This is a genomic window from Citrobacter sp. Cpo037 (assembly GCF_030332945.1).
GTDB classification, from domain to species: Bacteria; Pseudomonadota; Gammaproteobacteria; order Enterobacterales; family Enterobacteriaceae; genus Citrobacter; species Citrobacter portucalensis.
On record NZ_JAOWGW010000021.1, the window covers coordinates 74,974 to 100,640 of the forward strand.

Below are 25,667 nucleotides of genomic sequence, written 5' to 3' on the forward strand. Positions count from 1 at the left end.
ATCCGGCCTACAGGATTTTATTATTAAGGAGAATAGTGATGAGCTTTATGTTGGCACTGCCAAAAATTAGCCTGCATGGCGCCGGCGCGATTGCCGATATGGTGAATCTCGTGGCGAATAAACAATGGGGCAAAGCGCTGATCGTCACCGATGGTCAACTGGTAAAACTGGGCCTGCTGGATAGCCTGTTTGCCGCGCTGGATAAACATCAAATGTCTTACCACCTGTTTGATGAAGTATTCCCGAACCCGACAGAAGAGCTGGTACAGAAAGGTTTTGCGGCCTATCAGAACGCAGAATGTGACTACATCATCGCCTTCGGTGGTGGCAGCCCGATCGATACCGCCAAAGCGGTAAAAATCCTGACAGCCAACCCTGGCCCTTCTACCGCTTACTCCGGCGTGGGCAAAGTGAAAAATGCGGGCGTCCCGCTGGTCGCCATCAACACTACCGCCGGTACGGCAGCAGAGATGACCAGCAACGCAGTCATTATCGACTCTGCCCGTAAGGTTAAAGAGGTGATCATCGACCCGAATATCATCCCGGATATCGCCGTGGATGATGCCAGCGTGATGCTGGAAATCCCGGCCTCCGTCACCGCCGCAACCGGTATGGACGCCCTGACCCACGCGGTGGAAGCCTATGTTTCCGTTGGTGCTCATCCGCTTACCGACGCTAACGCACTGGAAGCGATTCGCCTGATCAACCTGTGGCTACCAAAAGCGGTCGACGACGGTCATAACCTCGAAGCCCGTGAGCAAATGGCGTTTGGTCAGTATCTGGCGGGGATGGCATTTAACAGCGCTGGTCTGGGTCTGGTGCATGCGCTGGCGCACCAGCCGGGCGCAACCCATAATCTGCCACACGGCGTCTGCAACGCCATCCTGCTGCCGGTAATCGAAAACTTTAACCGTCCGAACGCCGTGGCGCGCTTTGCCCGCGTGGCGCAGGCAATGGGCGTCGATATCCGTAACATGAGCGATGAAGCGGCAAGTATGGAGGCCATCAACGCGATTCGTGCACTCAGCAAGCGTGTCGGTATTCCTGCGGGCTTTAGCTCCCTTGGCGTGACGAAAGAGGATATTGAAGGCTGGCTGGATAAAGCGTTGGCCGATCCGTGTGCGCCGTGCAACCCGCGCACCGCCAGCCGCGACGAGGTCCGCGAGCTGTATCTGGAGGCGTTATGATCCGCAAGGCCTTTGTGATGCAGGTGAATGCCGACGCGCACGTTGAGTACCAGCGTCGTCATAACCCCATCTGGCCAGAGCTGGAAGCGGTGCTGAAAGAGCACGGCGCCCATCACTACGCGATTTATCTCGATCAGGCGCGCAATCTGCTGTTCGCCACCGTTGAGATTGAGTCCGAAGAACGCTGGAATGCCGTTGCCAGCACCGACGTTTGCCAACGTTGGTGGAAGCATATGCGTGACGTAATGCCAGCAAACCCGGACAACAGCCCGGTTAGCGCAGAGCTAAAAGAAGTGTTTTATTTGCAGTAAGTTATATGCCCGGTGGCGCAAGCTTACCGGGCCTACGGTTTTATTTTTTGTAGGTCGGATAAGCGATAGCGCCATCCGACAATTCAATTTTGCTCAGAGACCAGAATCGCCTGGGTGTCAGGCTCCAGCGCTTTAAAAATATGCGCCCGATCGGCGGGGTAACAAATATAGTCCCCCTCGCCTAACTCCTCCGGCGCTTCAGTCAATCCTACCATCGCCTTACCCTGCGTCACGATGATGTGTTCAACCGATCCCGGTGGATGCGGCTGTGAAATACGATCCGCGCCCGGTTGCGTCAGCAGCAGATAGATATCCCGCCGCGCCCCCGGCGGGCAGGCGGCCAGTAAAATGGCCTGATAGTGCGCCTGCTCGGCTACCACCTTTGTCCCTTCTCCGCGACGAATCACCTGCGTTTTTTGTTCCTGCGGCTCCAGCAGGCGAGCAAAGGGAATATCCAACGCCACACACAGCGACCAGAGCGTTTCCAGGCTAGGATTGCCATTGCCCGCTTCCAATTGCGAGAGTGTCGATTTTGCAATCCCTGCGCGACGGGCAATCTCTGCCAATGACAAACCGGTGCGCTGGCGTTCACGCACAAGGCTTTTCGCGATCATACTGATGGGCTGGGTCATTCACGACTCCATGTTCTTTATATCGAACGAATCGTTCGACTTGTAATATTAACTGGTCGCGTTCATTATAATGGAAATTCGTTCGATATGGCTAAAACGGTATGAAACATTATTTTTCCAGTCTCAAAGGCGACACGATAAAAGCAATATTTTTAGTCTGTCTGGCCGTCGGCGTAGTCGGCATGTCATACGGCTCGCTGGCGATGGCCTACGGCTTCCCGCTGTGGGTACCGTTTGTGCTTTCGATTACGGTACTGGCGGGTGCGTCCGAATTTATGTTTATCGGCATCGTCGCCAGCGGCGGTAACCCACTGGCGGCGGCGGCGGCCGGTTTACTGGTCAACGCCCGACACGTGCCGTTTGGCGTCACGGTTCGCGACCTGGTGGGCTCCCGGGCTGCGAGTTTCCTCGGCTGTCATATCATGAACGACGAAAGCGTAGTCTTTGGCCTGTCGCAAAAAACGCCCGAACAACGTAAAGCCGCCTTCTGGCTGTGCGGTCTGGGCGTCGCGATTTTCTGGCCTGTTGGCACACTGATCGGCGCGGGCGTCGGCAAACTGCTCCCCGCCCCGGAAACCATCGGTCTGGATGCCGTCTTCCCTGCAATTTTATTAGCCTTAGTGGTCCCGGCCTTTAAAAACCGCACCACGCTGATTCGCGCCTGTAGCGGTGCCGGGTTGTCGCTTGCCGCCATCCCCTTTGCGCCGGTCGGTTTACCGGTTCTGCTCTCACTGTTTGGCTTACTGACGAGGAAAAAATAATGGGCAACATGACGCTGTTTATCGTCGGTATCGCCATGTTATCTCTGGGAACGTATTTAATGCGTTTAGGAGGAGCGAAGCTTGGGAGCCGTTTAGCGTTCTCGGAACGCTCGCAGGCGCTGCTTTCCGACGCCGCAACGGTATTACTGTTCTCCGTTGCGCTGGCGACCACCTTTTACGAAGGTGAACACTTCGCTGGCATGGCCCGCGTGCTGGGCGTGGCTTTTGCGGTATTTCTCGCCTGGCGCAAGATGCCGCTAATCGTGGTGATCGTCGCTGCGGCAGTGGTGACGGCGCTGCTGCGAATGGCGGGCATAAACTAAAAAAGCGCCTCAAGGGCGCTCTTTCGACAGTACTAAGGTATCTTATTTCAGCAGTTCGGCGGTCATGTGCACGCGGTTACCGGTATAGGCCTGAGTGATTTTGTAATCGCTGGCACCTGCGCGTTCAGCCTGAGCGGCGATTTTTGCTTCAGCGCTTTCCAGCGTAGAACCGGTTGCGGTCACTGTCTGAGCAGCGAAAGAACCGAATGAAGTAGCCAGAGCGATAACTGCGACAAAAGTTTTGATGCTTTTCATGATATAAACCCTTTAACTTAGTTGTTTGAGTAAGGCACTGTGCCTTGATGTGATAAATAATAGGCTGATACTCGAACAACTGAAAGCGGAAGGATTTGCCAGTCTTATTCAAATTATTTGAGAGATAAGATGTTACGTAATCAGGAATCACAATGGCTTGCTGGCAGCCGTAGAAAAACGCAACCGGCGGGTAGTTGGTTACTTCGTCAGGGTGAACCACAAAGTAAAATTCATCTTTTACATCATGGTGTGGCTCGTGCGGTTTATCACGCAGACAACGGCGTTGAAAGGGTTAAAGAGTTCTACTTTGCCGGGGAATACTGCTTTCTGTACCTGAACTGGCTAATTAACACACCTGCCGATTACAGCCTGCAAATGATCTCCGCAGGAGAAACCACTGAATTCCCCTTGGCTTTGCTTGATGCGCCGGAAAATCAGGATATTAAGACTCAGCTACTGGTCCAGCAATTGATCTACAAAGAGAAAAAAGAGCAAATGCTGCTGCTCAATACCCCAGAGCAACGCTACCAGTACGTACAAACACACTTCCCGGACTGGGAGTCACAGCTCACCCAGCGCGATCTTGCCAGCTATATCGGCATTACCCCCGTTAGCCTGTCCCGTATTCGCCAGCGTCTTAACAAAGGTTAACGCCTTACGGTGATGCGTCGATTATTGTCCCGTCACTCTTTAATAGATGGCGACCACAATGAACGCATTTCTTCTTTCTCAGATGCTGGCTGGCATCAGCTTCTTACTGGATATTTCCGCTTTTCATTTTCAACGCCGGGCTATCACTTTAACGCTGCTCACCAGCTCCACTTCTCTGTTAGCTATCCATTTCTATCTTTTGGATCAACACGCTGCGGCTGGGTTAATGATCATTGCCGCATGCCGCTACGCGACAGCCATCGTCACCTTTCACCGCTGGGTGATGTGGGGATTTATGCTGGGGTCGCTGCTGTGTAGCATTTATCTTTGGCAAAATCTGTCGAGTATATTGCCGCTGATGGGAAGCCTGCTGATGACATTTGCGTCATTTCAAAAACGCAGCGGAAAATTACGGGGATACACCTTGTGTGGCAGCCTGTGTTGGCTGCTGAACAATGTGATTGTTGGCTCGCCAGTTGCCGTAATCATGGAACTGGCATTTTCCGGCAGTATTCTGGCCGCCTGGTGGCGTCACAGCGCGACCAGACGTTGCGGATGCGTATAGATCGTCGCCCTGCCCGGTTTGCAAAAACCCACCAGCGTCAGGTTACAACGTTCGGCAACTTCCACGGCGAGCGTTGTCGCCGCAGAAACAGCAAACAGGATCTCCACACCGCACATCGCCGACTTCTGCACCATCTCATAACTGGCGCGGCTGGAGACTAATACCGCGCCCTGTTGCCAGGTTTCCCCTTCGATTGCACGTCGTCCCAGCAGTTTATCCAACGCAACATGACGTCCAACATCTTCATGCCCGCCCGCCAGATGACCTGACGGTTGTACCCAGGCAGCCGCGTGCGTGCAGCCTGTCAGTTGCCCCACGGGTTGAAAATCCTTGAGATGTCGTAAAGCGTTATCAAGATTCGCCAGATCGAATGTCTGGGTAAACGGCAGCGGCTGGACCGGCTTGCCAATATCATTGAGCTGCTCCACGCCACAAACGCCGCAACCGGTGCGACCGGCCAGCGCGCGACGACGCTCCTTCAGCCCCATAAAGCGACGGCTGGACAGTTCAACCTGCACTTCCAATCCGTTGCAGGAAGGCACTACGTCCATTCCGTAGATATCCTGCGGGGACTCAATAATGCCTTCAGAAAGTGAAAAACCCATCGCGAAGTGCGCAAGATCTTTCGGGGATGCCATCATCACCACGTGCGAAATCCCGTTGTATACCAGCGCAACAGGCACTTCTTCAGCTACTTCATCAGGCTGAGGATGTTGCAAATCCTCGCGTTTCCAGAGGGTCAGCTGGCGAGATCCTGTCGAAGATGTCACATTCTTGATGTTTTCTTGAATAATCTTATTCACTTTCTTTTAACCATATTGGAACACGCATACCAACATTGTGGTATTCTTTACAAATCCCTCCTGGACGGAGGGAAATTCACCCAATTCTGGACCTTTGCGGTCCCGTCCGCAAAGAAAAATAACAACCACTTCCCTCGCGTTCGCGTTACAGAAAAGCGAAGGGAACGTGACAATGTCGAAACAAGGAGCGAACCATGCAGGTCAGCAGAAGGCAGTTCTTTAAGATCTGCGCTGGCGGTATGGCAGGCACCACGGCAGCGGCACTGGGTTTTGCACCCGGCGTAGCGCTCGCGGAAACACGGCAATATAAACTGCTGCGCACCCGCGAAACCCGTAACACCTGCACTTACTGTTCCGTTGGCTGTGGACTGTTAATGTACAGCCTCGGTGACGGCGCAAAAAACGCCAAAGCATCCATCTTCCATATCGAAGGAGACCCGGATCACCCGGTGAACCGTGGCGCGCTGTGCCCGAAAGGGGCAGGACTTGTGGACTTCATCCACTCCGAAAGCCGCCTGAAATTCCCGGAATATCGCGCACCAGGCTCAGATAAGTGGCAACAGATTAGCTGGGATGAGGCATTTGACCGCATCGCTAAGCTGATGAAAGAAGACCGCGACGCTAACTACGTTGCACAAAACGCTGAAGGCGTAACCGTTAACCGCTGGCTTTCCACCGGAATGCTGTGTGCTTCCGCTTCCAGTAACGAAACCGGTTATTTAACGCAAAAATTCTCCCGCGCGCTCGGTATGCTCGCGGTCGACAACCAGGCACGCGTCTGACACGGACCAACGGTAGCAAGTCTTGCTCCAACATTTGGTCGCGGTGCGATGACCAACCACTGGGTCGACATTAAAAACGCCAACCTCGTTGTGGTGATGGGCGGTAACGCCGCTGAAGCTCACCCGGTCGGATTCCGCTGGGCGATGGAAGCCAAAATTCACAACGGCGCGAAGCTGATTGTTATCGATCCACGCTTTACGCGAACCGCTGCGGTGGCTGATTTCTATGCGCCAATTCGTTCCGGTACTGACATTGCTTTCCTGTCAGGCGTTTTGCTGTACCTGCTGAACAACGAAAAATTCAACCGCGAATATACTGAGGCCTATACCAACGCCAGCCTGATCGTGCGTGAGGATTACGGTTTCGAAGATGGCCTGTTCACCGGCTACGACGCGGACAAACGCAAGTATGACAAAACCAGCTGGAACTACGAGCTGGATGAAAAAGGCTTCGCCAAACGCGATGTCACCCTGCAACATCCGCGCTGCGTGTGGAACCTGCTGAAACAGCACGTCTCCCGCTACACGCCGGACGTCGTAGAAAACATCTGCGGTACGCCAAAGGCCGACTTCCTGAAGGTCTGTGAGTACATCGCAGAAACCAGTGCCAAAGATAAAACCGCGTCGTTCCTGTACGCCCTGGGCTGGACGCAACACTCCGTGGGTGCGCAGAACATCCGTACCATGGCGATGATCCAGTTGCTGCTTGGCAACATGGGGATGGCTGGCGGCGGTGTTAACGCCCTGCGCGGTCACTCCAACATTCAGGGCCTGACCGACTTAGGCCTGCTGTCACAAAGCCTGCCAGGCTATATGACGCTGCCAAGCGAGAAACAGACTGACCTGCAAACCTACCTTGCCGCCAACACGCCAAAACCGTTGCTGGAAGGTCAGGTGAACTACTGGGGCAACTACCCGAAATTCTTCGTTTCGATGATGAAAGCCTTCTTTGGCGATAAAGCGACAGCGGAAAACAGCTGGGGCTTCGACTGGCTGCCGAAGTGGGATAAAGGGTACGACGTCCTGCAGTACTTCGAGATGATGAATCAGGGCAAAGTGAATGGCTATATCTGCCAGGGCTTTAACCCGGTCGCGTCATTCCCGAACAAAAACAAAGTTGTGGCTTCACTGTCCAAACTGAAGTTCCTGGTCACTATCGACCCGCTCAACACCGAGACTTCCACCTTCTGGCAGAACCACGGTGAGTCGAACGATGTTGACCCGTCGAATATCCAGACCGAAGTATTCCGTCTGCCATCCACCTGCTTCGCCGAAGAGAATGGTTCTATCGTCAACTCCGGTCGCTGGCTGCAGTGGCACTGGAAAGGCGCTGATGCCCCAGGGATTGCCGTTACCGATGGCGAAATCCTCGCTGGTATCTTCTTACGCCTGCGTAAGATGTATGCCGAGCAGGGTGGCGCGAACCCGGAACAGGTGCTGAGCATGACCTGGAACTACTCCACCCCACACGAACCGGCTTCGGAAGAAGTGGCGATGGAGAGTAACGGTAAAGCGCTGGCCGACATTACCGACCCGGCAACCGGCGCGGTTATCGTCAAGAAAGGCCAACAGCTTAGCTCGTTCGCCCAACTACGTGACGACGGCACTACCTCCAGCGGCTGCTGGATTTTTGCCGGTAGCTGGACGCCGGAAGGCAACCAGATGGCGCGTCGCGATAATGCCGACCCGTCAGGCCTTGGCAATACGCTGGGCTGGGCATGGGCGTGGCCGCTCAACCGACGTATTCTGTACAACCGCGCCTCTGCTGACCCGCAGGGGAATCCGTGGGATCCAAAACGTCAGATCCTGAAATGGGACGGGGCAAAATGGAGCGGGATGGATATTCCGGACTACAGCGCCGCCGCACCGGGCAGCAACGTTGGGCCGTTCATCATGCAGCCGGAAGGGATGGGACGCCTGTTTGCTATCGATAAGATGGCGGAAGGTCCGTTCCCGGAACACTACGAGCCGTTTGAAACGCCGCTGGGAACTAACCCGCTGCACCCGAACGTTATCTCTAACCCTGCCGCACGTATCTTTAAAGGTGACGCGGAAGCACTGGGTAAAGCAGATAAGTTCCCGTACGTCGGTACAACCTACCGTCTGACCGAGCACTTCCACTACTGGACCAAGCATGCGCTGCTGAATGCCATCGCTCAGCCGGAACAGTTTGTGGAAATTGGCGAGAAGCTGGCGAATAAGCTCGGTATCTCCCACGGCGATACCGTCAAAGTCTCCTCTAATCGCGGCTACATTAAGGCCAAGGCGGTGGTGACCAAACGTATTCGCACGCTGAAGGCTAACGGTAAGGATATCGACACTATCGGTATTCCGATTCACTGGGGCTACGAAGGTGTGGCGAAAAAAGGCTTTATCGCTAACACGTTAACGCCATTCGTCGGTGATGCGAACACGCAGACGCCGGAATTTAAGTCCTTCCTCGTGAACGTGGAAAAGGTGTAACGGAGACGACCTATGGCTTATCAATCGCAAGACATCATTCGTCGTTCCGCCACTAACGGTTTCACCCCCGCGCCTCAGGCGCGGGACCATCAGGAAGAAGTGGCGAAGCTTATCGACGTCACCACCTGTATCGGCTGTAAAGCGTGTCAGGTGGCGTGTTCTGAATGGAACGACATCCGTGATGAAGTGGGCAACAACGTTGGGGTGTACGACAACCCGGCTGATTTGACCGCCAAATCCTGGACGGTGATGCGCTTCTCGGAAGTGGAACAAAACGACAAACTGGAATGGCTTATCCGCAAGGATGGCTGTATGCACTGCGCCGATCCGGGCTGCCTGAAGGCGTGTCCGGCTGAAGGCGCAATCATTCAGTATGCCAACGGTATCGTCGACTTCCAGTCTGAGCAGTGCATCGGCTGTGGCTACTGCATCGCGGGCTGCCCGTTCGACGTGCCGCGCCTCAATCCGGAAGACAACCGCGTCTACAAATGTACGTTGTGCGTTGACCGTGTTGTGGTCGGGCAAGAACCGGCCTGCGTGAAAACCTGCCCAACCGGTGCCATTCATTTCGGCACCAAAGAGTCGATGAAAACCCTGGCAGGCGAACGCGTGGCGGAGCTGAAAACGCGTGGTTACGAAAACGCGGGTCTGTACGATCCGGCGGGTGTTGGCGGTACGCACGTAATGTACGTATTGCACCATGCGGACAAACCGAATCTGTATCACGGCCTGCCAGAGAACCCGGAGATCAGCGCTACCGTTAAATTCTGGAAAGGCATCTGGAAACCCCTCGCAGCCGTCGGCTTTGCAGCGACATTTGCGGCCAGCATCTTCCACTACGTCGGCGTAGGCCCGAACCGTGCGGAAGAGGAAGAAGACAATCTGCATGAAAAAGACGACGAGGTGCGCAAATGAAACGACGTGACACCATCGTGCGCTACACGGCGCCGGAACGCATCAACCACTGGATCACCGCCTTCTGCTTCATTCTTGCGGCGGTGAGCGGGATGGGCTTTCTCTTCCCGTCTTTTAACTGGCTGATGCACATCATGGGCACTCCACAACTGGCGCGAATTGTGCACCCGTTTGTCGGCGTGATCATGTTTGCCTCGTTTATCATCATGTTTTTCCGTTACTGGCACCACAATCTAATCAATCGGGATGATATCTTTTGGGCGAAGAATATTCGTAAGATTGTCGTCAACGAGGAAGTAGGTGACACAGGACGTTATAACTTCGGCCAGAAATGCGTATTCTGGGCGGCGATTATCTTCCTGGTCCTGTTGCTGGTGAGCGGAGTGGTCATCTGGCGTCCGTATTTTGCGCCTGCTTTCTCAATCCCGGTGATCCGATTCGCGTTAATGCTGCATTCATTTGCCGCAGTAGCGTTAATTGTGGTTATCATGGTGCACATTTACGCCGCCCTTTGGGTGAAAGGCACCATTACCGCGATGGTGGAAGGATGGGTTACCAGTTCATGGGCGAAGAAACATCACCCGCGCTGGTACCGTGAAGTCCGCCAGAAACAGGAAAAGTCATCTGAATGAGTATTCGCATAATCCCGCAAGATGAGCTGGAGAAGAGCGAGAAACGCACGGCGGATATGATTCCGCCGTTATTATTCCCCAGACTCAAAAATTTGTATAACCGCCGCGCTGAGCGCCTGCGCGAGCTGGCCGAGAACAACCCGCTGGGCGACTACCTGCGCTTTGCAGCACTGATCGCCCACGCGCAGGAAGTGGTGTTGTACGACCATCCGCTGCAGATGGATCTGACCGCTCGCATCAAAGAAGCGAACGATCAGGGCAAACCGCCGCTGGATATCCACGTTCTGCCACGCGACAAGCACTGGCAAAAACTACTGCAGTCGTTAATTGCTGAGCTGAAACCAGAAATGAGTGGCCCTGCGCTTGCCGTGATCGAAAATCTGGAAAAAGCCTCAGAGCAGGAACTGGAGCTGATGGCCAGCGCGCTGTTTGCCTCTGATTTCGCCTCCGTCAGCAGCGATAAAGCACCGTTTATTTGGGCTGCCCTGTCGCTCTACTGGGCGCAGATGGCAAGCCTGATCCCCGGCAAAGCCCGTGCGGAATACGGCGAACAGCGTCAGTACTGCCCGGTGTGTGGTTCAATGCCGGTCTCCAGCATGGTGCAAATCGGCACCACTCAGGGGCTGCGCTATCTGCACTGCAACCTCTGCGAAACCGAGTGGCACGTGGTGCGTGTGAAGTGCAGCAACTGCGAGCAAAGCCGTGATTTGAACTACTGGTCGCTGGATAACGAACAGGCGGCAATTAAAGCTGAAAGCTGCGGCGACTGTGGGACTTACCTGAAGATTCTCTATCAGGAAAAAGACCCTAAAGTTGAAGCCGTGGCTGACGATCTCGCTTCACTGATGCTGGACGCGCACATGGAGCAAGAGGGCTTTGCCCGCAGCTCCATCAACCCGTTCCTGTTCCCAGGTGAAGGGGAGTAAGTTTTAAGATCTTCCCCCGGCAATTGAACCAAACTGCCGGGGATTATCTTAGTGCCTGAATGACATGTTTTGGATCATTGGCAATAGCACGTAACAACGCTTTTGCTGGACCGGTCGGTGAACGACGCCCTTGCTCCCAATTTCGCAACGTATCCACGCTTACCGATATCAAATCTGCGAAACGAGTCTGTGATAATCCTGAAGACTGGCGAATTTCCTTTATTTTCATGGCGTCAATATGAAAGGTACGGGAAGGTTGTCGCGTTCCTTCAGCGATCTCATTCATCTGAACCATACTTTGAGTTAATCGCTCAAATAGTGCCTTATCCATTTACCACCCCTCATTCAACATACGCAGCAGTACTTTTTCCTGCGGAGTCAGATCATCCTTGATCCCTTTCTGATAAATCAGCAACAAACGAATTTGTGATTTCCTGATTTGATGAAAGTAAATAATCCTCTTAACTATACGTCAATGGCGTATAGTACATTTTCCTCACAATACCGAATTCAAACAGCAGAAACCAATGACGGTATTTAATCTGCGAGCCGCTTTCCAGAATCATACCTGCCCCCATTTTTCCCATTTTCATTCTTAGTTATCCAGGTTATAAACCTGTATATCTATACAGATAAGGGGATGTAAAAATGGCACTGGAAAGCGGGATTGCACAGCTGGTTGAGGCATTTATCGTGGCGGGACGCCCTTCTTCGCGCGAGCAGAATATTGATGACCGGAGAGCAGGCTATATCGCCAGCACGGTCCTGGCCGGAGACACTGAAACCCGCGTACAAGTTGAAGATATTGAACTCGATGCCATGATGTTTCGCGTAGTTTCGCCGCGGGGCAGCACGGGAAATCTCCCCTGCGTTATCTATTATCACGGTGGCTGCTTTGTCAGCGGCGGATTTGCCACACATGATAACCAGTTAAGGCAACTTGCCTGGTACAGCGGCTGTCGGGTCATTGCGGTGCAGTATCGCCTCGCACCTGAGCACATCTTCCCGGCAGCACATAACGATGCTGAAACCGGGGCCAATATTATCTGGAAGTATGCCCAGAAACTGGGTGTCGACCGCAGCAACATTACGCTGGCTGGCGACAGCGCTGGCGGGCATCTGGCGCTGGTCACCGCACTACGCCTGAAAGCTAGCGGACAATGGCAACCTGCGCAGCTTATGCTGATCTACCCGATGCTGGACGCAACAGCCAGGTTTGCGAGCTATGACCATAATGGACAGGATTACATTATCACCCGCGACACGCTGCTGTCGGGCTACGAGATGTATATTTCGCAAACCGATCCATTGCATCCCGAAGTCAGCCCGCTCTGGCGCGAAGACTTCAACGGCTTACCGACCACGCACATCATTACAGCTGAATTCGACCCACTGCGAGATGAAGGCGAGGCCCTGTATCAACGGTTCCAGGAGCAGGGCGTGGAGTGCACTTGCCAACGCTATCTTGGTGTTATCCACGGATTTTTCCAGTTGACTGGGGTGAGCCAGGCGGCACGAGGCGTTATGCGGGATGTGGCCTGGCGGCTAGGTCAGTAAGGTTGTTCATGTTTTCGTCCACGGGTGCTATCTTGTGTGAATAGATAACACAAAGGACAAACCTATGCCCAGAACTACCAGCATTACGATTGGCGAGCATCTCGATCGTTTTATTAACGAAATGATTGAAAGTGGGCGCTATGGTTCCACCAGCGAAGTTGTCCGTTCAGCATTACGTTTACTGGAAGAACAAGAATTGCGAAACAACGCATTACGCGACGCGCTGGAGGATGGGATACACAGCGGCACAAGCGACCTGACTCTACAGGAGGTCGCGCACAGGAAAAAGCGCAGTCTGAATGTATAAACTCTCTAATCAGGCAGTCGAAGACTTTGAATCTATCTATGAATACACCTGGAGAAAATTCGGTTATCAGCAGGCGGATAAATACACGACTGAGATGGAACAGCTTTTTTTACTGTTAGAGAAAAACGCTTTGATGGGACACAACTGTTCTGCGATTAAGGAAGGTACCCGTCAATACAATCATCGACAGCATGCGATTTTTTATCAAAATGCGGATTATGGCATTTTCATAATCCGCATTTTACATCAGCAAATGAACCCAATATTGCATTTCAGCTAGAAGGCCTACTCTTCCTCGTTCCCGCCTTCTTCATATGCGCCAAACGGTTTTGCGGGTAGCACAATGTAGGTGCCTTCAAACACCACGCCCGGCGTGTCATCGCCAAACACCCCAACCTGCATCTGAACGCGCGCCTTGCGACCTCTTGCCAGACGGTCCAGGTCACCGCTCAGCGAGCCCAGATCGGCGATAGCGGTAGGTTTCCCGGTGATCGGCCTGCTGTATCGGATATGTGCGTCGGCAAGGATTATCGTCCCGCCCAGATGACGCTCACGCAGCATCAGCCAGATAAGTCCCCAGCCCGTTAGCGTCGCCAGGGAAAACAGACTCCCGGCAAACAGCGTATGGTGCGGGTTCTGATTGCCCGTCTCGGGCATCGTGGTGATAAATTTCTGCCCGGTATATTGCTGAATGCGCACACCCATTTTCTCACTCAATGGAATATGTTCGTACCAGGCTTGCTGTAGCTGTCCGCACCAGTCCCCGCGATGGAGAATGTCGTCCAGCGTCGCAATAGGCTTAATCATCAAAAAGTGACGCACCGGCGTGGTTTGCGGTGTGGTGATTTCTCCCTGGCTCACAAATCCCAGTTTGGCGAAAAATTCGACCGCATCTTCACGGGCGCTACAGGTTACGCGTTTGACTCCTTCCTGACGCGCCACAGACTCCAGGGTCATCGCCATCAGCGTGCCCAACCCTTTCTCCTGCACGGAAGGGTCAACGGCCATAAAGCGTATGGAGGCTTCGTTATCCGCATTGATATACAGTCGGCCAACTGCGACCAGATTTCCCTCTTCGTCCACCACCATCTGGTGATGCGCCATCGCATCCCAGGCATCCCGTTCGGAGCCTTTAGGCTGGTGCAAAGGTTTACGCAGCATCTCCCAGCGAAACTGGTAGTAACGCTCCAATTCTTCTTCTGTTTGCGGTACTCGAAGGTGATACATAGTCGTATTCTCTCTTGTTGTCCGCGGCCACACCGGTAGCTGGTTCATACTTGTAACCAGAACGTCACGGGGCCATCATTAACCAGTGAAACCTGCATATCCGCAGCGAATCGACCGGTTTGCGTATTCATTTCCTGTTGGCGGCAACGCTCAACAAAGTACTCATACAACGCCTCTGCACGATCGGGCGCAGCCCCTTTTGAAAACCCCGGGCGCATGCCGCGTTCGGTATCTGCCGCCAGCGTGAACTGTGAAACCACCAGCACGCTGCCCCCTGACTGCTGCACGTTAAGGTTCATTTTGCCTTCGGCATCGCTAAAGATTCGATAGCCGAGTACGCGCTCGCACAGGCGGTTCGCTTTCTGTTCGTCATCATCCCTTTCGACACCTAACAGGACCAAAAGTCCTGGGCCAATTTCACCCGTCACCTCGCCCTCCACGGTGACGCTGGCACGGGTTACGCGCTGAATTAATGCAATCATGGTTGCTCTGCTTCTTCTTGTTCTGCGGCTTGTTTAAGTTTGCGGTATTCCCCGAGAGTGACAGTTATTTCCGCGCCTAGCAAGACGATACACCAGGTCCAGTATACCCAGACGAATAAAATGGGGATCACCGCCAGGACACCGTAAATGAGCTGATAAGACGGGAACATCGTGATATAGAGCGCAAATCCTTTCTTTCCGGTTTCGAACAACACAGCGGCCACAAAGGCGCCAATAACCGCATCACGGTTGGGTACACGCGTAGTCGGTACGATGCTGTAAAGCAGCCAGAACGAGAGCCAGGAAAGCACCAGCGGGAAAATACGCAGGACGTTATCAATCACCGTGTTGAGATCGCTGGCCCAGCGCAATGACAACAGATAAGAGCTGATTGCCAGACTGGCCCCCGCCAACAGCGGCCCCAGCGTTAAAATCATCCAGTAAACGGCGAAAGAGTAAACTTTAGGCCGAGTACGCTTGCTGCGCCAGATAGTATTCAGGGCGTTATCAATGGAATACATCAGTAATAACGCTGTCACAATCAGTCCGCACGCCCCAACGGCCGTCATTTTGTTCGAGTTGGCGACGAACTGTTCGATATAACGCTGAATGACATCTCCCGTCGCCGGGATAAAGTTTGCGAAAATGAAATGACGTAGCTGGACACTGACGTCAGAAAACATCGGAAATGCGGCGAAAAGAGCAAAAACTACAGCAATAAGCGGCACTAATGAGAGCAATGAGACATAGGCAAGATTCCCTGCCAGCGTCGTCATGTTGTCCTCATCAATCCGCTGCCATAGTAGCTTCAGCCAGGCCCGAACAGGACGCGTATGGTGCCTGGCTTGTTGCTGAACATTTTTTAGCATAGCAACTTCGCGAAATAGTCCGGAATGGTCGTTTTATCGACAACCTGGATGCTGGTAATCCCTAACCGATTAGCCCCTTCAATATTATCGGCGTTGTCGTCGAAAAATACCGCCTCATGCGCAGAAAAACCTTCAGACTGCAGGACATGCTGGTAAATCCGCGCTTCCGGTTTACGCATGCCCAGATCCTGGGAAAGGTAAATATGGTCAGCAGCCTGGCGGATTTCGGGGTATTCGTCCGGCCAGAACGTCGTGTGCAGACGGTTAGTATTCGACAAGACGACCACCCGATGCCCCTGCTCACGCAGCTTTTGCATGACGTCGATGACTTCAGGACGCAAGGCAACAAAAACGGCCTGCCAGCCATGGGAGAACTGCTCATAGCTTAACGGTAGCGCCATGTCATGACATATCGCCTCAGCAAAGGCTTCATCCGTTATTTCACCTCGCTCGTGCTGGTGAAAAGCCTCTCCCATGGTGAAACTTTGCTTTAACGAAGCCAGCGGTACACGGCTCAGATCGCTCCAAGTTCCTAACACGCGATTGAAGTCGATATCGACAATCACATTACCCAAATCAAAGATATAGAGCATGCCCTTCTCCTTATTCGCCGTGGATGAATAACTGTAGCGGGAAAGGAGAAGTTTGACTATGCGAGAGTGATGGCTACGAACTTATCGAACCATCATTGGGGAGAATTACACTGCCAGAGCATCATCCTGTGAAGGACTCACTTGCACAATTTCCACCTGCTGTGACTGGAGTAAATTATGCAATGCGGGACCTGGGTATTCATCGGTAAACAGCGCGGTTACCTGAGACACGTTGCCAATTTCTACCGCGGCAGAAGCCGTATATTTCGTATGATCCGCAGCCAACAGAATATGCCTTGAATGGGCCATCATCGTCTTCACCACGCTGGCCTCGTTGACATCAAACTCCAGCAGCGCACCATCATTTTCGATCGCACCAACGCTGGTAACCAGGTAGTCGGCCCGAAAATTAGCCACAAATGCCGAGGCAGAAGGGCCAATGATGCCGCTGTTATGCGGGCGTAACGTTCCCCCCGGCACCATGACTTCAAAACGTGGGTTGTTATACAGAATGTGCGCCACGCGTAGGCTATTGGTAATAATGCGCAAATGATTATGGTTTAACAGCGCGCGTGCTACCTGCTCAACGGTGGTGCCAATGGTAATAAACACCGTTGACCCATCGGGAATGTAATCAGCCACCGCTTCCGCGATGGCTTTTTTCTCTTCCGTCCAGGAGACTTCACGCTGCTCAAACGCCGTATTCACCACGCTGGAAGCTCTGCCCGCGCCACCATGATGACGCGTAATTAATCCCTGCTCACTGAGTTTACGAATATCACGACGCACGGTTTGCGTGGACACGTCCAGCAGGCTGGCCAGCTCGTCGATATTCATATAACCGCGCTCGCTAATCAGCATAAGCAGTTGATCGTGTCGCGGGTTACCGGTCAGTTCGGTAAGACTCATGAAATTTCCTCGAAAAACCATTGCCCTGGCATTTTATACAAAAAGTGACAGAAAAGATCGGGTTTGATCACAGTCAGGGATTCCGGCCCTTCCTCCCGGACGCGTGCATTTTAACGCAGCAACCCCGCTGGCAAACCTGACGGCTTCTTCTGGAGCATCGCCGCCGGCCAGGCTGAATGCGAGTGCACCGTGGAAAACATCTCCAGCTCCCGTAGTATCCACAACGTCGACTTTAAATCCAGATTGATGCTGCAACGTATTATTTTTTATCCAGTCACAGCCTTCACTTCCCCGCGTTACGTAAACATGTCCATTTGTGAGCGTTTTTGCTTGTTTCAGTCCAACTTCAGAATCATTTATCCCGGTTAAACGCACCAGACCAGGTTCAGAGAACGCAGCATGATCGCTTAACGCCACCAGCTCGCTGATATCTTGTGGCGTTACGTCACCATCCAGTACTGTCATCACTCCCGCCTGACGCGCCAGCGTGAACGCCTTTCTGGCCCCTTCATGCCAGCGAACATCCGCCAACACCACATCCCACTGGGAAAAATCGATCTCATTCAGCCAATCAGCATCCGGCAATAAATCCGGGCTGGGATAGTTAACGATAATCCGCTCCCCTTGCGTATCAACCATAATTGCCGATTGCGAAGACTTCGCCCCTGCGTAGCGCCGGGTGTAACGGGTATTTACCCCCAGGGATTCCAGCTCCGCCAGCAGGCTATTTCCGGTGTCGTCATCGCCCACACGGCCAATAAAGTCCACCTGTGCGCCCAGCTTCGCTGCAGCCACTGCGGCCGTTGCAGCAGGCCCACCGCCCACTTCCGTATAACGCTTCGCCACATACTTACCTCCTTCAGTCGGTAACTCTTCCACGTAATAGATGCGATCCATCACGGCAATACCTACACAAGCAATACGAATCATGGTCATTCCTTAGGCGTTTCAAGATGAGACCATTTTAATTTCACAAAATGTTTAAAAAGTGACGGCTGTCAATTTTTTGACCATAAATTACAAATACGATCAAAAACAGACAAAAACAAACGACCTTAAATGACAAAAAATGACATCCACGTCTCAGGAGAACGTTATGGCAGTTATAGCATTTATCGGATTAGGTCAGATGGGTTCACCCATGGCGAGCAACTTGCTGAAGCAGGGTCACCAACTCAGCGTCTTTGACGTTAACCCGGATGCCGTTCAGCGCCTGGTGGAAAAAGGAGCACAGCCTGCCAGCAACCCGGCTCAGGCAGCAAAAGGGGCAGAATTTGTCATCACCATGCTGCCAAATGGCGATCTGGTGCGTAGCGTACTCTTCGGCGAGCAAGGTATCTGCGAAAGCCTCTCCCCGCAGGCATTAGTGATTGATATGTCGACTATTCACCCACTGCAAACCGACAAGCTGATCGCCGATATGCGTGCCAAAGGCTTCGACATGATGGATTGCCCGGTTGGGCGTACCTCCGATCACGCTATCGCGGGAACGCTGTTGCTGCTGGCAGGCGGAACAGCACAGCAGGTAGAACGCGCCGCACCGGTTCTGATGGCGATGGGTAATGAACTGATCAATGCAGGGGGTCCCGGCATGGGGATCCGCGTGAAACTCATCAACAACTACATGAGTATCGCACTGAACGCTCTTTCTGCCGAAGCAGCCGTGTTGTGCGAGGCACTTGGCCTCTCCTTTGATGTGGCCTTGCAAGTTATGAGCGGTACCCCCGCCGGGAAAGGCCACTTCACTACCTCCTGGCCGAACAAAGTGCTGAAAGGCGATCTTTCCCCGGCATTCATGATCGATTTAGCTCACAAGGATCTTGGCATCGCGCTGGACGTTGCCAACCAACTGCATGTGCCGATGCCGCTCGGTGCTGCCTCCCGCGAAGTCTATAACCAGGCGCGTGCCGCTGGCCGTGGCCGGGAAGACTGGACGGCCATTCTTGAACAGGTTCGCGCATCCGCCGGGCTAAATAAACACACAGATAAGTAAGGACTGAGCAATGACGAAGTACACCCTGAAAGATATCACCCGAGCTTCTGGCGGATTTGCCATGCTGGCGGTCGATCAGCGCGAAGCCATGCGCTTAATGTTTGCCGCAGCGGGTGCAAAATCCCCGGTCAATGACAGCGTGCTGACCGATTTCAAAGTCAATGCGGCGAAGATCCTATCCCCCTATGCCTCCGCCATTCTGGTCGATCAGCAGTTCTGCTACCGCCAGGTTGTAGAGCAAAACGCGGTCGCCAAAAGTTGCGCCATGATTGTGGCCGCTGATGAGTTTATTCCGGGTAACGGTATTCCGGTCGATAGCGTGGTGATTGATAAAAAAATCAACCCGCAGGCCGTGAAGCAAGATGGTGCTAAGGCTCTCAAACTGCTGGTGCTGTGGCGTAGCGATGAAGATGCCCAACAGCGTCTTGATATGGTGAAAGAATTCAATGAGCTATGCCATTCCAATGGCCTGCTGAGCATCATCGAGCCGGTTGTTCGCCCACCGCGTCGTGGCGATAAGTTCGATCGCGAACAGGCCATTATCGATGCCGCAAAAGAACTGGGTGATAGCGGTGCCGATCTCTACAAAGTCGAAATGCCGCTGTACGGCAAAGGTACCCAACAAGAATTGCTTAGCGCCTCTCTGCGCCTGAATGAAAACATCAACATGCCGTGGGTCATTCTCTCCTCTGGTGTAGATGAAAAACTGTTCCCGCGAGCAGTCAGCGTAGCAATGACCGCAGGCGCATCTGGCTTCCTGGCCGGACGTGCGGTCTGGTCATCGGTTGTTGGCCTGCCGGATACCGAACTGATGCTGCGTGATGTTTCCGCACCTAAATTGCAACGCCTGGGCGATATCGTCGACGAAATGATGGCCCGGCGCTAAGAGGATCTAAGAATGAAATGGTTCAACACCCTAAGCCACAACCGTTGGCTGGAGCAAGAAACCGACCGCATCTTTAACTTTGGTAAGAATGCGGCGGTACCCACCGGATTTGGCTGGCTGGGAAACAGTGGTCAGGTCAGAGCAGATATGGGGACACATCTGTGGATCACCGCCCGCATGCTGCACGTCTACTCCGTTGCCGCGTCAATGGGTCGTCCTGGCGCATATCAGCTAGTCGATCATGGCATTAAAGCACTGAATGGCGCGCTGCGCGACACTCGCTACGGCGGTTGGTACGCCTGCGTAAATGACGAAGGCGTTATGGACGCCTCCAAACAGGGCTATCAGCATTTCTTTGTTTTGCTCGGTGCGGCAAGTGCGGTCACCACCGGTCATCCGCAGGCCAGGCAATTGTTGGATGACGCTATCGACGTGATTGAAAAGTACTTCTGGAGTGAAGAAGAGCAGATGTGCCTGGAATCCTGGGACGAAGCTTTCAGCCAGACGGAAGATTACCGCGGCGGTAACGCCAACATGCACGCGGTCGAGGCTTTCCTGATCGTGTATGACGTTACCCATGACCGTAAATGGCTCGATCGCGCACTGCGAATTGCATCGGTGATTATTCACGACGTAGCCCGCAGCGGGGAGTATCGCGTTAACGAACACTTCGATTCACAGTGGAATCCAATCCGCGATTACAACAAGGATAACCCAGCTCACCGTTTCCGCGCTTACGGCGGCACGCCGGGCCACTGGATCGAATGGGGTCGCCTGATGCTGCATCTGCATGCCGCACTGGAAGCCCGCTTCGAAACGCCTCCCGCCTGGCTGCTGGAAGATGCCAAAGGCTTGTTCCACGCCACCATCCGTGATGCCTGGGCACCAGACGGTGCAGATGGTTTTGTCTATTCGGTGGACTGGGATGGTAAACCCATAGTTCGCGAAAGAGTGCGTTGGCCGATAGTCGAAGCCATGGGTACCGCCTATGCCTTGTATACCCTCACCGGCGACAGCCAGTACGAAGCCTGGTACCAGAAGTGGTGGGATTACTGCATCACATATCTGATGGACTACGAGACCGGTTCATGGTGGCAGGAACTGGATACCGATAACAAGGTGACGACCAAAGTCTGGGACGGTAAGCAGGACATTTATCACCTGCTGCACTGCCTGGTGATCCCGCGTCTACCGCTGGCTCCGGGCCTTGCTCCGGCAGTGGCTGCCGGTCTGCTGGATATCAACGCTAAATAAGTAACAAGGTGAGCAGCCATGCATAACGGTGGAAAAACCATTCATCTTCAAGCCGGAAACTTCCAGGCGAAAATCGTCACGGTTGGTGCTGGACTAGCAGAATTGACGCACCGTGGGCGTCACATTGTGATTCCACATAAGCCGGAAGAGATGCCGCTGGCACATTTAGGAAAAGTGCTGGTTCCCTGGCCAAACCGCGTTGCAGATGGCTGCTATCAACATAACGGCAAGACCTTCCAACTTGCCGTTAACGACCCTGTTTCACATACCGCCATCCATGGATTGCTGGCCTGGCGGGACTGGCAGATTAATCAACTGTCGAACACGGAAGTGTCGTTGACGATTTTTCTTCCGCCCTCTTATGGCTATCCCTTTGCGCTGGTTTCAGAGGTGATTTACCGACTGGAGGCAGACAGCGGATTGCACGTCATTATTCGGACACAGAATGTGGGTGACGAAATTGCACCCTATGGCGCGGGAGCACACCCCTACCTGACCTGCAATCAGCACCCTATCGATGACTGTGAATTAACACTCCCAGCAAGTGAAGAAACATGCGATGAACGGGATTTCACAACGCAGCGACGTATTGCGCAGACCACTATCGATCATACGTTCAGGACCATGCCACCTGACGCTGAGTGGGAAGTCAGGATAACCAGTCCATCGCAAAACATGTCCACTTTTTTACGCAGCCACCAGCCCTGGCTACAGGTATACACCGGCGAAAAATTAGCACGGCGTGGCCTTGCGGTTGAACCGATGACCTGCCCGCCAGACGCCTTTAACTCCGGAATTAGCCTGATTCATCTCGCGCCCGGAGAAACACATCAAATGCATTTTTTAATCGGCAGTGAATAACAGATTTCCGACAAATTACCGAATTACCCTATTTTTACGGAGACGATAATGAATTCGCTACAACAACGGTCAACCGCCTTAGAACTCACATCACTACCTGATGGATTTGCTTTAACGTACCACCAGCGCCTGATTTTACGTCACAGCACAGAAACCCCTTGTCTATGGATCGGCGCTGGCGTTGCCGACATTGACATGTTTCGCGGCAACTTCAGCATCAAAGACAAGCTCAATGAGAAGATTGCTCTGACCGACACCACGGTTAGCGAGTCACCTGATGGCTGGCTGGTACATTTCAGCCGCGGTAATACCATCAACGCCACGCTGCACATCTCTACCGATGAACAGAGCCGCCTGAAGCTGGACCTGCACAACGATGATCTCAGCCATAACCGCATCTGGCTGCGTCTGGCAGCCAACCCGGACGATCATATTTACGGCTGCGGTGAACAATTCTCTTACTTCGATTTGCGCGGAAAACCCTTCCCACTGTGGACCAGCGAACAGGGCGTGGGCCGTAACAAAAACAGCTATGTCACCTGGCAGGCTGACTGCAAAGAAAATGCCGGCGGAGACTACTACTGGACCTTCTTCCCGCAGCCGACCTTCGTCAGCACACAGAAGTACTACTGCCACGTTGATAACAGTTGCTATATGAATTTCGACTTCAGCGCACCGGAGTATCACGAGCTGGCGCTGTGGGAAGACAAAACCACCCTGCGCTTTGAGTGCGCCGACACGTATATTTCCCTGCTGGAAAAACTGACCGCGCTGTTAGGTCGCCAGCCGGAGCTGCCGGACTGGATTTACGACGGCGTCACGCTCGGTATTCAGGGCGGTACTGAGATTTGCCAGAACAAACTGGACACCATGCGTAACGCAGGCGTGAAAGTAAACGGCATCTGGGCGCAGGATTGGTCCGGGATCCGCATGACCTCCTTTGGCAAGCGCGTGATGTGGAACTGGAAGTGGAACAGCGACAACTATCCGCAGTTGGATAACCGTATTAAGCAGTGGAAAGAAGAAGGCGTGCAGTTTCTCTCCTACATCAACCCATACGTCGCCAGCGATAAAGATCTCTGTGCCGAAGCTGCCGCTCGCGGTTATCTGGCGAAAGATGCCTCAGGCGCTGACTATTTGGTTGAGTTCGGCGAGTTTTACGGCGGTGTGGTCGATCTGACCAACCCCGAAGCCTACGACTGGTTCAAAGAAGTCATCAAAAAGAACATGATTGAGCTGGGCTGCGGCGGTTGGATGGCCGACTTTGGCGAATATCTGCCAACCGATACGTATCTGCATAACGGCGTCAGCGCTGAAATTATGCATAACGCCTGGCCCGCACTGTGGGCGAAATGCAACTACGAAGCGTTACAGGAGACCGGCAAACTCGGCGAGATCCTGTTCTTTATGCGTGCGGGCTACACCGGCAGCCAGAAGTACTCCACCATGATGTGGGCAGGCGATCAGAACGTTGACTGGAGCCTCGACGACGGTCTGGCTTCCGTCGTTCCTGCGGCGCTGTCGCTGGCGATGACCGGTCACGGTCTGCACCACAGCGATATCGGCGGCTACACCACCCTGTTTGACATGAAACGCAGCAAAGAGCTGCTGTTGCGCTGGTGTGACTTCAGTGCCTTCACGCCGATGATGCGCACCCACGAAGGTAACCGCCCTGGCGATAACTGGCAGTTTGATGGTGATGCTGAAACCATCGCCCACTTTGCCCGTATGACCACCGTCTTTACCACCCTGAAACCGTATCTAAAACAGGCTGTCGCGCAAAACAGCGCTACCGGTCTGCCGGTGATGCGCCCGCTGTTCCTGCATTACGAAGACGATGCTCGGACCTATACCCTGAAATATCAGTACCTGCTGGGACAAGATTTGCTGGTCGCGCCGGTTCACGAACAGGGCCAGCAAAACTGGACGCTGTATCTGCCAGAGGATAGCTGGGTAAACGTCTGGACTGGGGAAACTTACCAGGGCGGTGAAATTACCGTAGATGCGCCTATCGGCAAGCCTCCGGTGTTTTATCGCGCGAAGAGTGAATGGGCGTCACTGTTTGCCACCTTACGCAATATCTAACACGGCTCGCCCGCGGGGAAACTCGCGGGCACATGGAGAATAATAATGAGTCAGACTTCCTCTAATCCGGCAACCCTACGCTTGCCGTTCAAAGAAAAACTCGCCTATGGGATGGGTGATTTAGGCTCCAATATCCTGTTGGACATTGGTACCCTCTATTTACTCAAGTTTTATACCGATGTCCTTGGTTTACCAGGAACTTATGGCGGCATCATTTTCCTTATCGCCAAATTTTTTACCGCGTTTACCGATATGAGCACCGGGATTATGCTCGATTCCCGCCGCAAAATCGGCCCGAAAGGGAAATTCCGTCCGTTCGTTCTTTACGCCGCATTTCCAGTTACGTTGCTGGCGATTGCCAACTTTGTCGGTACACCGTTTGAAGTAACCGGTAAAACGGTGATGGCAACGGTGCTGTTTATGCTGTACGGACTGTTCTTCAGCATGATGAACTGCTCCTATGGTGCAATGGTTCCCGCGATTACGAAAAATCCGGACGAGCGCGCTTCACTGGCAGCCTGGCGACAAGGGGGCGCAACCTTGGGTTTGTTGCTATGTACAGTCGGCTTTGTACCGGTAATGAACTTGATCGAAGGCAATTCACAGCTGGGTTATATCTTCGCCGCCACGTTGTTCTCGCTGTTTGGCCTGCTGTTTATGTGGCTGTGCTATGCCGGGGTAAAAGAACGCTACGTGGAAGTGAAACCCGTGGATGCCGCGCAAAAACCGGGATTATTGCAATCCTTCCGCGCCATCGCCGGTAACCGCCCTTTGTTTATTCTGTGCGTTGCCAACCTTTGTACGCTTGGCGCATTTAACGTTAAGTTGGCAATTCAGGTCTATTACACCCAGTACGTACTGAATGACCCAATTCTCCTTTCCTGGATGGGCTTTTTCAGCATGGGCTGTATCTTCATCGGCGTCTTCTTGATGCCTGGAATGGTTAGACGTTTCGGCAAGAAAAAAGTCTACATTGGCGGTTTGCTAATTTGGGTCGCGGGGGATTTGCTTAACTACTTCTTTGGTGGCGGTTCCGTCAGCTTTGTCGCCTTCTCCTGCCTGGCGTTCTTCGGCTCAGCATTCGTTAACAGCCTGAACTGGGCGCTGGTCTCCGATACGGTGGAATATGGCGAATGGCGAACCGGCGTACGCTCTGAAGGCACGGTATACACCGGTTTCACCTTCTTTCGTAAAGTTTCACAAGCGCTGGCGGGATTCTTCCCCGGCTGGATGCTGACGCAAATCGGCTACGTTCCCAACGTGGTGCAATCAGCAAGTACGGTCGAAGGTTTGCGTCAGTTGATCTTTATTTATCCCTGCGCTTTAGCGGTGATCACCATTGTGGCTATGGGCTGTTTCTACAACCTTAACGAGAAGATGTATGTCCGCATCGTTGAAGAGATAGAAGCGCGTAAACAACCCGTTTGATAATAATAAT

Annotated in this window: 29 protein-coding genes and 1 pseudogene; 19 read left to right on the plus strand and 11 right to left on the minus strand. The window is 53.3% G+C overall.

What is annotated here, in order from left to right; translation table 11 throughout:
* Nucleotides 1–38: 38 nt before the first annotated feature.
* Nucleotides 39–1,187: a lactaldehyde reductase gene (gene fucO / locus OGX94_RS01385; protein ID WP_126319630.1), complete on the plus strand. Its 1,149-nt coding sequence runs from the start codon at nt 39–41 to the stop codon at nt 1,185–1,187.
* The gene (gene rhaM, locus OGX94_RS01390; protein WP_003825253.1) at nt 1,184–1,498 is read left to right on the plus strand and encodes an L-rhamnose mutarotase; all 315 of its coding nucleotides are present in this window, start codon (nt 1,184–1,186) and stop codon (nt 1,496–1,498) included. The genes fucO and rhaM overlap by 4 nt, the downstream gene beginning before the upstream one ends.
* Before the next feature lie 83 nt (nt 1,499–1,581).
* On the opposite strand, the gene OGX94_RS01395 is transcribed toward rhaM, so the two are convergent.
* The gene (locus OGX94_RS01395; protein WP_003825255.1) at nt 1,582–2,130 is read right to left on the minus strand and encodes a helix-turn-helix domain-containing protein; all 549 of its coding nucleotides are present in this window, start codon (nt 2,128–2,130) and stop codon (nt 1,582–1,584) included.
* A gap of 101 nt (nt 2,131–2,231) precedes the next feature.
* Between OGX94_RS01395 and OGX94_RS01400 the strand changes: the two genes are divergently transcribed.
* Nucleotides 2,232–2,891: an AzlC family ABC transporter permease gene (locus tag OGX94_RS01400; RefSeq protein WP_003825259.1), complete on the plus strand. Its 660-nt coding sequence runs from the start codon at nt 2,232–2,234 to the stop codon at nt 2,889–2,891.
* Nucleotides 2,891–3,214 carry an AzlD domain-containing protein gene (locus tag OGX94_RS01405; protein WP_003825260.1) on the plus strand — a complete coding sequence of 108 codons (324 nt, stop codon included), beginning with the start codon at nt 2,891–2,893 and terminating at the stop codon, nt 3,212–3,214. Before OGX94_RS01400 ends, OGX94_RS01405 begins: the two co-directional genes overlap by 1 nt.
* Nucleotides 3,215–3,256: 42 nt before the next feature.
* Here the strand turns inward: OGX94_RS01405 and OGX94_RS01410 are convergent, their stop codons facing one another.
* On the minus strand, nt 3,257–3,469 hold the full coding sequence (locus tag OGX94_RS01410; RefSeq protein ID WP_003825262.1) for a YdgH/BhsA/McbA family protein: 213 nt from the start codon (nt 3,467–3,469) through the stop codon (nt 3,257–3,259).
* Nucleotides 3,470–3,598: 129 nt separating this feature from the next.
* Here OGX94_RS01410 and OGX94_RS01415 point away from each other — a divergent pair, with 129 nt between their 5' ends.
* Together OGX94_RS01415 and OGX94_RS01420 are read left to right on the plus strand one after the other, a co-directional pair.
* Nucleotides 3,599–4,120 (plus strand): Crp/Fnr family transcriptional regulator, encoded by a 522-nt coding sequence (locus OGX94_RS01415; RefSeq protein WP_003825264.1) that lies wholly within the window; start codon nt 3,599–3,601, stop codon nt 4,118–4,120.
* Nucleotides 4,121–4,178: 58 nt separating this feature from the next.
* A complete protein-coding gene (locus OGX94_RS01420; protein ID WP_032945569.1) occupies nt 4,179–4,685 on the plus strand; it encodes a YgjV family protein in 507 nt (168 codons plus the stop codon).
* Here OGX94_RS01420 and fdhD read toward each other — a convergent pair.
* Nucleotides 4,652–5,488 (minus strand): formate dehydrogenase accessory sulfurtransferase FdhD, encoded by an 837-nt coding sequence (gene fdhD, locus OGX94_RS01425; protein WP_257662354.1) that lies wholly within the window; start codon nt 5,486–5,488, stop codon nt 4,652–4,654. The genes OGX94_RS01420 and fdhD overlap by 34 nt on opposite strands.
* Before the next feature lie 194 nt (nt 5,489–5,682).
* On the opposite strand from fdhD, the gene fdnG reads away from it, so the two are divergent.
* The 4 genes from fdnG to fdhE are packed head-to-tail and all read left to right on the plus strand — an operon-like array spanning nt 5,683 to nt 11,206.
* Complete coding sequence (gene fdnG, locus OGX94_RS01430) at nt 5,683–8,733, plus strand: formate dehydrogenase-N subunit alpha (protein WP_087052887.1); 3,051 nt, start codon at nt 5,683–5,685, stop codon at nt 8,731–8,733.
* Between the two features lie 12 nt (nt 8,734–8,745).
* Nucleotides 8,746–9,648 (plus strand): formate dehydrogenase O subunit beta, encoded by a 903-nt coding sequence (fdoH, locus tag OGX94_RS01435; protein WP_003825273.1) that lies wholly within the window; start codon nt 8,746–8,748, stop codon nt 9,646–9,648.
* Nucleotides 9,645–10,280: a formate dehydrogenase cytochrome b556 subunit gene (fdoI, locus tag OGX94_RS01440; protein ID WP_003028686.1), complete on the plus strand. Its 636-nt coding sequence runs from the start codon at nt 9,645–9,647 to the stop codon at nt 10,278–10,280. Before fdoH ends, fdoI begins: the two co-directional genes overlap by 4 nt.
* Entirely contained in the window at nt 10,277–11,206 is a 930-nt protein-coding gene (gene fdhE, locus OGX94_RS01445) for a formate dehydrogenase accessory protein FdhE (protein WP_003028685.1), read from the plus strand. Before fdoI ends, fdhE begins: the two co-directional genes overlap by 4 nt.
* A 43-nt stretch (nt 11,207–11,249) precedes the next feature.
* On the opposite strand, the gene nadS is transcribed toward fdhE, so the two are convergent.
* Nucleotides 11,250–11,537, minus strand: coding sequence for a NadS family protein (gene nadS, locus OGX94_RS01450; protein WP_038635893.1), 288 nt, complete (start codon nt 11,535–11,537; stop codon nt 11,250–11,252).
* Nucleotides 11,538–11,666 (minus strand): annotated as a pseudogene (locus tag OGX94_RS01455) (type II toxin-antitoxin system RelE/ParE family toxin); the annotation flags it as partial.
* A 188-nt stretch (nt 11,667–11,854) separates the two neighbouring features.
* Between OGX94_RS01455 and OGX94_RS01460 the strand changes: the two are divergent.
* From OGX94_RS01460 to OGX94_RS01470, 3 genes are all read left to right on the plus strand, one after another.
* A complete protein-coding gene (locus tag OGX94_RS01460; RefSeq protein ID WP_003825281.1) occupies nt 11,855–12,763 on the plus strand; it encodes an alpha/beta hydrolase in 909 nt (302 codons plus the stop codon).
* 64 nt (nt 12,764–12,827) lie between these two features.
* On the plus strand, nt 12,828–13,070 hold the full coding sequence (locus OGX94_RS01465) for a type II toxin-antitoxin system ParD family antitoxin (protein ID WP_003825282.1): 243 nt from the start codon (nt 12,828–12,830) through the stop codon (nt 13,068–13,070).
* The gene (locus OGX94_RS01470; RefSeq protein WP_003825284.1) at nt 13,063–13,350 is read left to right on the plus strand and encodes a type II toxin-antitoxin system RelE/ParE family toxin; all 288 of its coding nucleotides are present in this window, start codon (nt 13,063–13,065) and stop codon (nt 13,348–13,350) included. The genes OGX94_RS01465 and OGX94_RS01470 overlap by 8 nt, the downstream gene beginning before the upstream one ends.
* Before the next feature lie 5 nt (nt 13,351–13,355).
* Here the strand turns inward: OGX94_RS01470 and fabY are convergent, their stop codons facing one another.
* From fabY to OGX94_RS01500, 6 genes are all read right to left on the minus strand, one after another.
* Nucleotides 13,356–14,297, minus strand: a complete 942-nt coding sequence (fabY, locus tag OGX94_RS01475; RefSeq protein ID WP_003825286.1) for a fatty acid biosynthesis protein FabY — start codon at nt 14,295–14,297, stop codon at nt 13,356–13,358.
* Nucleotides 14,298–14,341: 44 nt separating this feature from the next.
* Nucleotides 14,342–14,779, minus strand: a complete 438-nt coding sequence (gene dtd / locus OGX94_RS01480) for a D-aminoacyl-tRNA deacylase (protein ID WP_003825289.1) — start codon at nt 14,777–14,779, stop codon at nt 14,342–14,344.
* Nucleotides 14,776–15,648, minus strand: coding sequence for a virulence factor BrkB family protein (locus tag OGX94_RS01485; protein WP_008786998.1), 873 nt, complete (start codon nt 15,646–15,648; stop codon nt 14,776–14,778). The genes dtd and OGX94_RS01485 overlap by 4 nt, the downstream gene beginning before the upstream one ends.
* Nucleotides 15,642–16,241: a glucose-1-phosphatase gene (gene yihX / locus OGX94_RS01490; RefSeq protein ID WP_003825293.1), complete on the minus strand. Its 600-nt coding sequence runs from the start codon at nt 16,239–16,241 to the stop codon at nt 15,642–15,644. The genes OGX94_RS01485 and yihX overlap by 7 nt, the downstream gene beginning before the upstream one ends.
* A 105-nt stretch (nt 16,242–16,346) precedes the next feature.
* Nucleotides 16,347–17,150 (minus strand): DeoR/GlpR family DNA-binding transcription regulator, encoded by an 804-nt coding sequence (locus OGX94_RS01495; RefSeq protein WP_191234387.1) that lies wholly within the window; start codon nt 17,148–17,150, stop codon nt 16,347–16,349.
* A 33-nt stretch (nt 17,151–17,183) separates the two neighbouring features.
* Entirely contained in the window at nt 17,184–18,080 is an 897-nt protein-coding gene (locus tag OGX94_RS01500; RefSeq protein WP_148362611.1) for a sugar kinase, read from the minus strand.
* A gap of 166 nt (nt 18,081–18,246) precedes the next feature.
* Between OGX94_RS01500 and yihU the strand changes: the two genes are divergently transcribed.
* The 6 genes from yihU to OGX94_RS01530 are packed head-to-tail and all read left to right on the plus strand — an operon-like array spanning nt 18,247 to nt 25,657.
* On the plus strand, nt 18,247–19,143 hold the full coding sequence (gene yihU / locus OGX94_RS01505) for a sulfolactaldehyde 3-reductase (RefSeq protein ID WP_048227546.1): 897 nt from the start codon (nt 18,247–18,249) through the stop codon (nt 19,141–19,143).
* A gap of 10 nt (nt 19,144–19,153) precedes the next feature.
* Nucleotides 19,154–20,029: a sulfofructosephosphate aldolase gene (gene yihT / locus OGX94_RS01510; protein WP_003825301.1), complete on the plus strand. Its 876-nt coding sequence runs from the start codon at nt 19,154–19,156 to the stop codon at nt 20,027–20,029.
* A gap of 12 nt (nt 20,030–20,041) precedes the next feature.
* Nucleotides 20,042–21,283, plus strand: coding sequence for a sulfoquinovose isomerase (gene yihS / locus OGX94_RS01515; RefSeq protein ID WP_126957459.1), 1,242 nt, complete (start codon nt 20,042–20,044; stop codon nt 21,281–21,283).
* An 18-nt stretch (nt 21,284–21,301) separates the two neighbouring features.
* Nucleotides 21,302–22,144, plus strand: a complete 843-nt coding sequence (locus tag OGX94_RS01520) for an aldose-1-epimerase (RefSeq protein WP_003825305.1) — start codon at nt 21,302–21,304, stop codon at nt 22,142–22,144.
* Between the two features lie 48 nt (nt 22,145–22,192).
* The gene (locus OGX94_RS01525) at nt 22,193–24,229 is read left to right on the plus strand and encodes an alpha-glucosidase (RefSeq protein ID WP_286568528.1); all 2,037 of its coding nucleotides are present in this window, start codon (nt 22,193–22,195) and stop codon (nt 24,227–24,229) included.
* A 45-nt stretch (nt 24,230–24,274) separates the two neighbouring features.
* The gene (locus OGX94_RS01530) at nt 24,275–25,657 is read left to right on the plus strand and encodes an MFS transporter (protein ID WP_257662357.1); all 1,383 of its coding nucleotides are present in this window, start codon (nt 24,275–24,277) and stop codon (nt 25,655–25,657) included.
* The last annotated feature ends 10 nt before the right edge of the window (nt 25,658–25,667 follow it).

Coding starts and splice junctions, on each gene's coding strand:
- fucO (WP_126319630.1), top strand. CDS start 39: ATGAGCTTTATGTTGGCACTGCCAAAAATTAGCCTGCATGGCGCCGGC.
- rhaM (WP_003825253.1), top strand. CDS start 1,184: ATGATCCGCAAGGCCTTTGTGATGCAGGTGAATGCCGACGCGCACGTT.
- OGX94_RS01395 (WP_003825255.1), bottom strand. CDS start 2,130: ATGACCCAGCCCATCAGTATGATCGCGAAAAGCCTTGTGCGTGAACGC.
- OGX94_RS01400 (WP_003825259.1), top strand. CDS start 2,232: ATGAAACATTATTTTTCCAGTCTCAAAGGCGACACGATAAAAGCAATA.
- OGX94_RS01405 (WP_003825260.1), top strand. CDS start 2,891: ATGGGCAACATGACGCTGTTTATCGTCGGTATCGCCATGTTATCTCTG.
- OGX94_RS01410 (WP_003825262.1), bottom strand. CDS start 3,469: ATGAAAAGCATCAAAACTTTTGTCGCAGTTATCGCTCTGGCTACTTCA.
- OGX94_RS01415 (WP_003825264.1), top strand. CDS start 3,599: ATGTTACGTAATCAGGAATCACAATGGCTTGCTGGCAGCCGTAGAAAA.
- OGX94_RS01420 (WP_032945569.1), top strand. CDS start 4,179: ATGAACGCATTTCTTCTTTCTCAGATGCTGGCTGGCATCAGCTTCTTA.
- fdoH (WP_003825273.1), top strand. CDS start 8,746: ATGGCTTATCAATCGCAAGACATCATTCGTCGTTCCGCCACTAACGGT.
- fdoI (WP_003028686.1), top strand. CDS start 9,645: ATGAAACGACGTGACACCATCGTGCGCTACACGGCGCCGGAACGCATC.
- fdhE (WP_003028685.1), top strand. CDS start 10,277: ATGAGTATTCGCATAATCCCGCAAGATGAGCTGGAGAAGAGCGAGAAA.
- nadS (WP_038635893.1), bottom strand. CDS start 11,537: ATGGATAAGGCACTATTTGAGCGATTAACTCAAAGTATGGTTCAGATG.
- OGX94_RS01460 (WP_003825281.1), top strand. CDS start 11,855: ATGGCACTGGAAAGCGGGATTGCACAGCTGGTTGAGGCATTTATCGTG.
- OGX94_RS01465 (WP_003825282.1), top strand. CDS start 12,828: ATGCCCAGAACTACCAGCATTACGATTGGCGAGCATCTCGATCGTTTT.
- OGX94_RS01470 (WP_003825284.1), top strand. CDS start 13,063: ATGTATAAACTCTCTAATCAGGCAGTCGAAGACTTTGAATCTATCTAT.
- fabY (WP_003825286.1), bottom strand. CDS start 14,297: ATGTATCACCTTCGAGTACCGCAAACAGAAGAAGAATTGGAGCGTTAC.
- dtd (WP_003825289.1), bottom strand. CDS start 14,779: ATGATTGCATTAATTCAGCGCGTAACCCGTGCCAGCGTCACCGTGGAG.
- OGX94_RS01485 (WP_008786998.1), bottom strand. CDS start 15,648: ATGCTAAAAAATGTTCAGCAACAAGCCAGGCACCATACGCGTCCTGTT.
- yihX (WP_003825293.1), bottom strand. CDS start 16,241: ATGCTCTATATCTTTGATTTGGGTAATGTGATTGTCGATATCGACTTC.
- OGX94_RS01495 (WP_191234387.1), bottom strand. CDS start 17,150: ATGAGTCTTACCGAACTGACCGGTAACCCGCGACACGATCAACTGCTT.
- OGX94_RS01500 (WP_148362611.1), bottom strand. CDS start 18,080: ATGATTCGTATTGCTTGTGTAGGTATTGCCGTGATGGATCGCATCTAT.
- yihU (WP_048227546.1), top strand. CDS start 18,247: ATGGCAGTTATAGCATTTATCGGATTAGGTCAGATGGGTTCACCCATG.
- yihT (WP_003825301.1), top strand. CDS start 19,154: ATGACGAAGTACACCCTGAAAGATATCACCCGAGCTTCTGGCGGATTT.
- yihS (WP_126957459.1), top strand. CDS start 20,042: ATGAAATGGTTCAACACCCTAAGCCACAACCGTTGGCTGGAGCAAGAA.
- OGX94_RS01520 (WP_003825305.1), top strand. CDS start 21,302: ATGCATAACGGTGGAAAAACCATTCATCTTCAAGCCGGAAACTTCCAG.
- OGX94_RS01525 (WP_286568528.1), top strand. CDS start 22,193: ATGAATTCGCTACAACAACGGTCAACCGCCTTAGAACTCACATCACTA.
- OGX94_RS01530 (WP_257662357.1), top strand. CDS start 24,275: ATGAGTCAGACTTCCTCTAATCCGGCAACCCTACGCTTGCCGTTCAAA.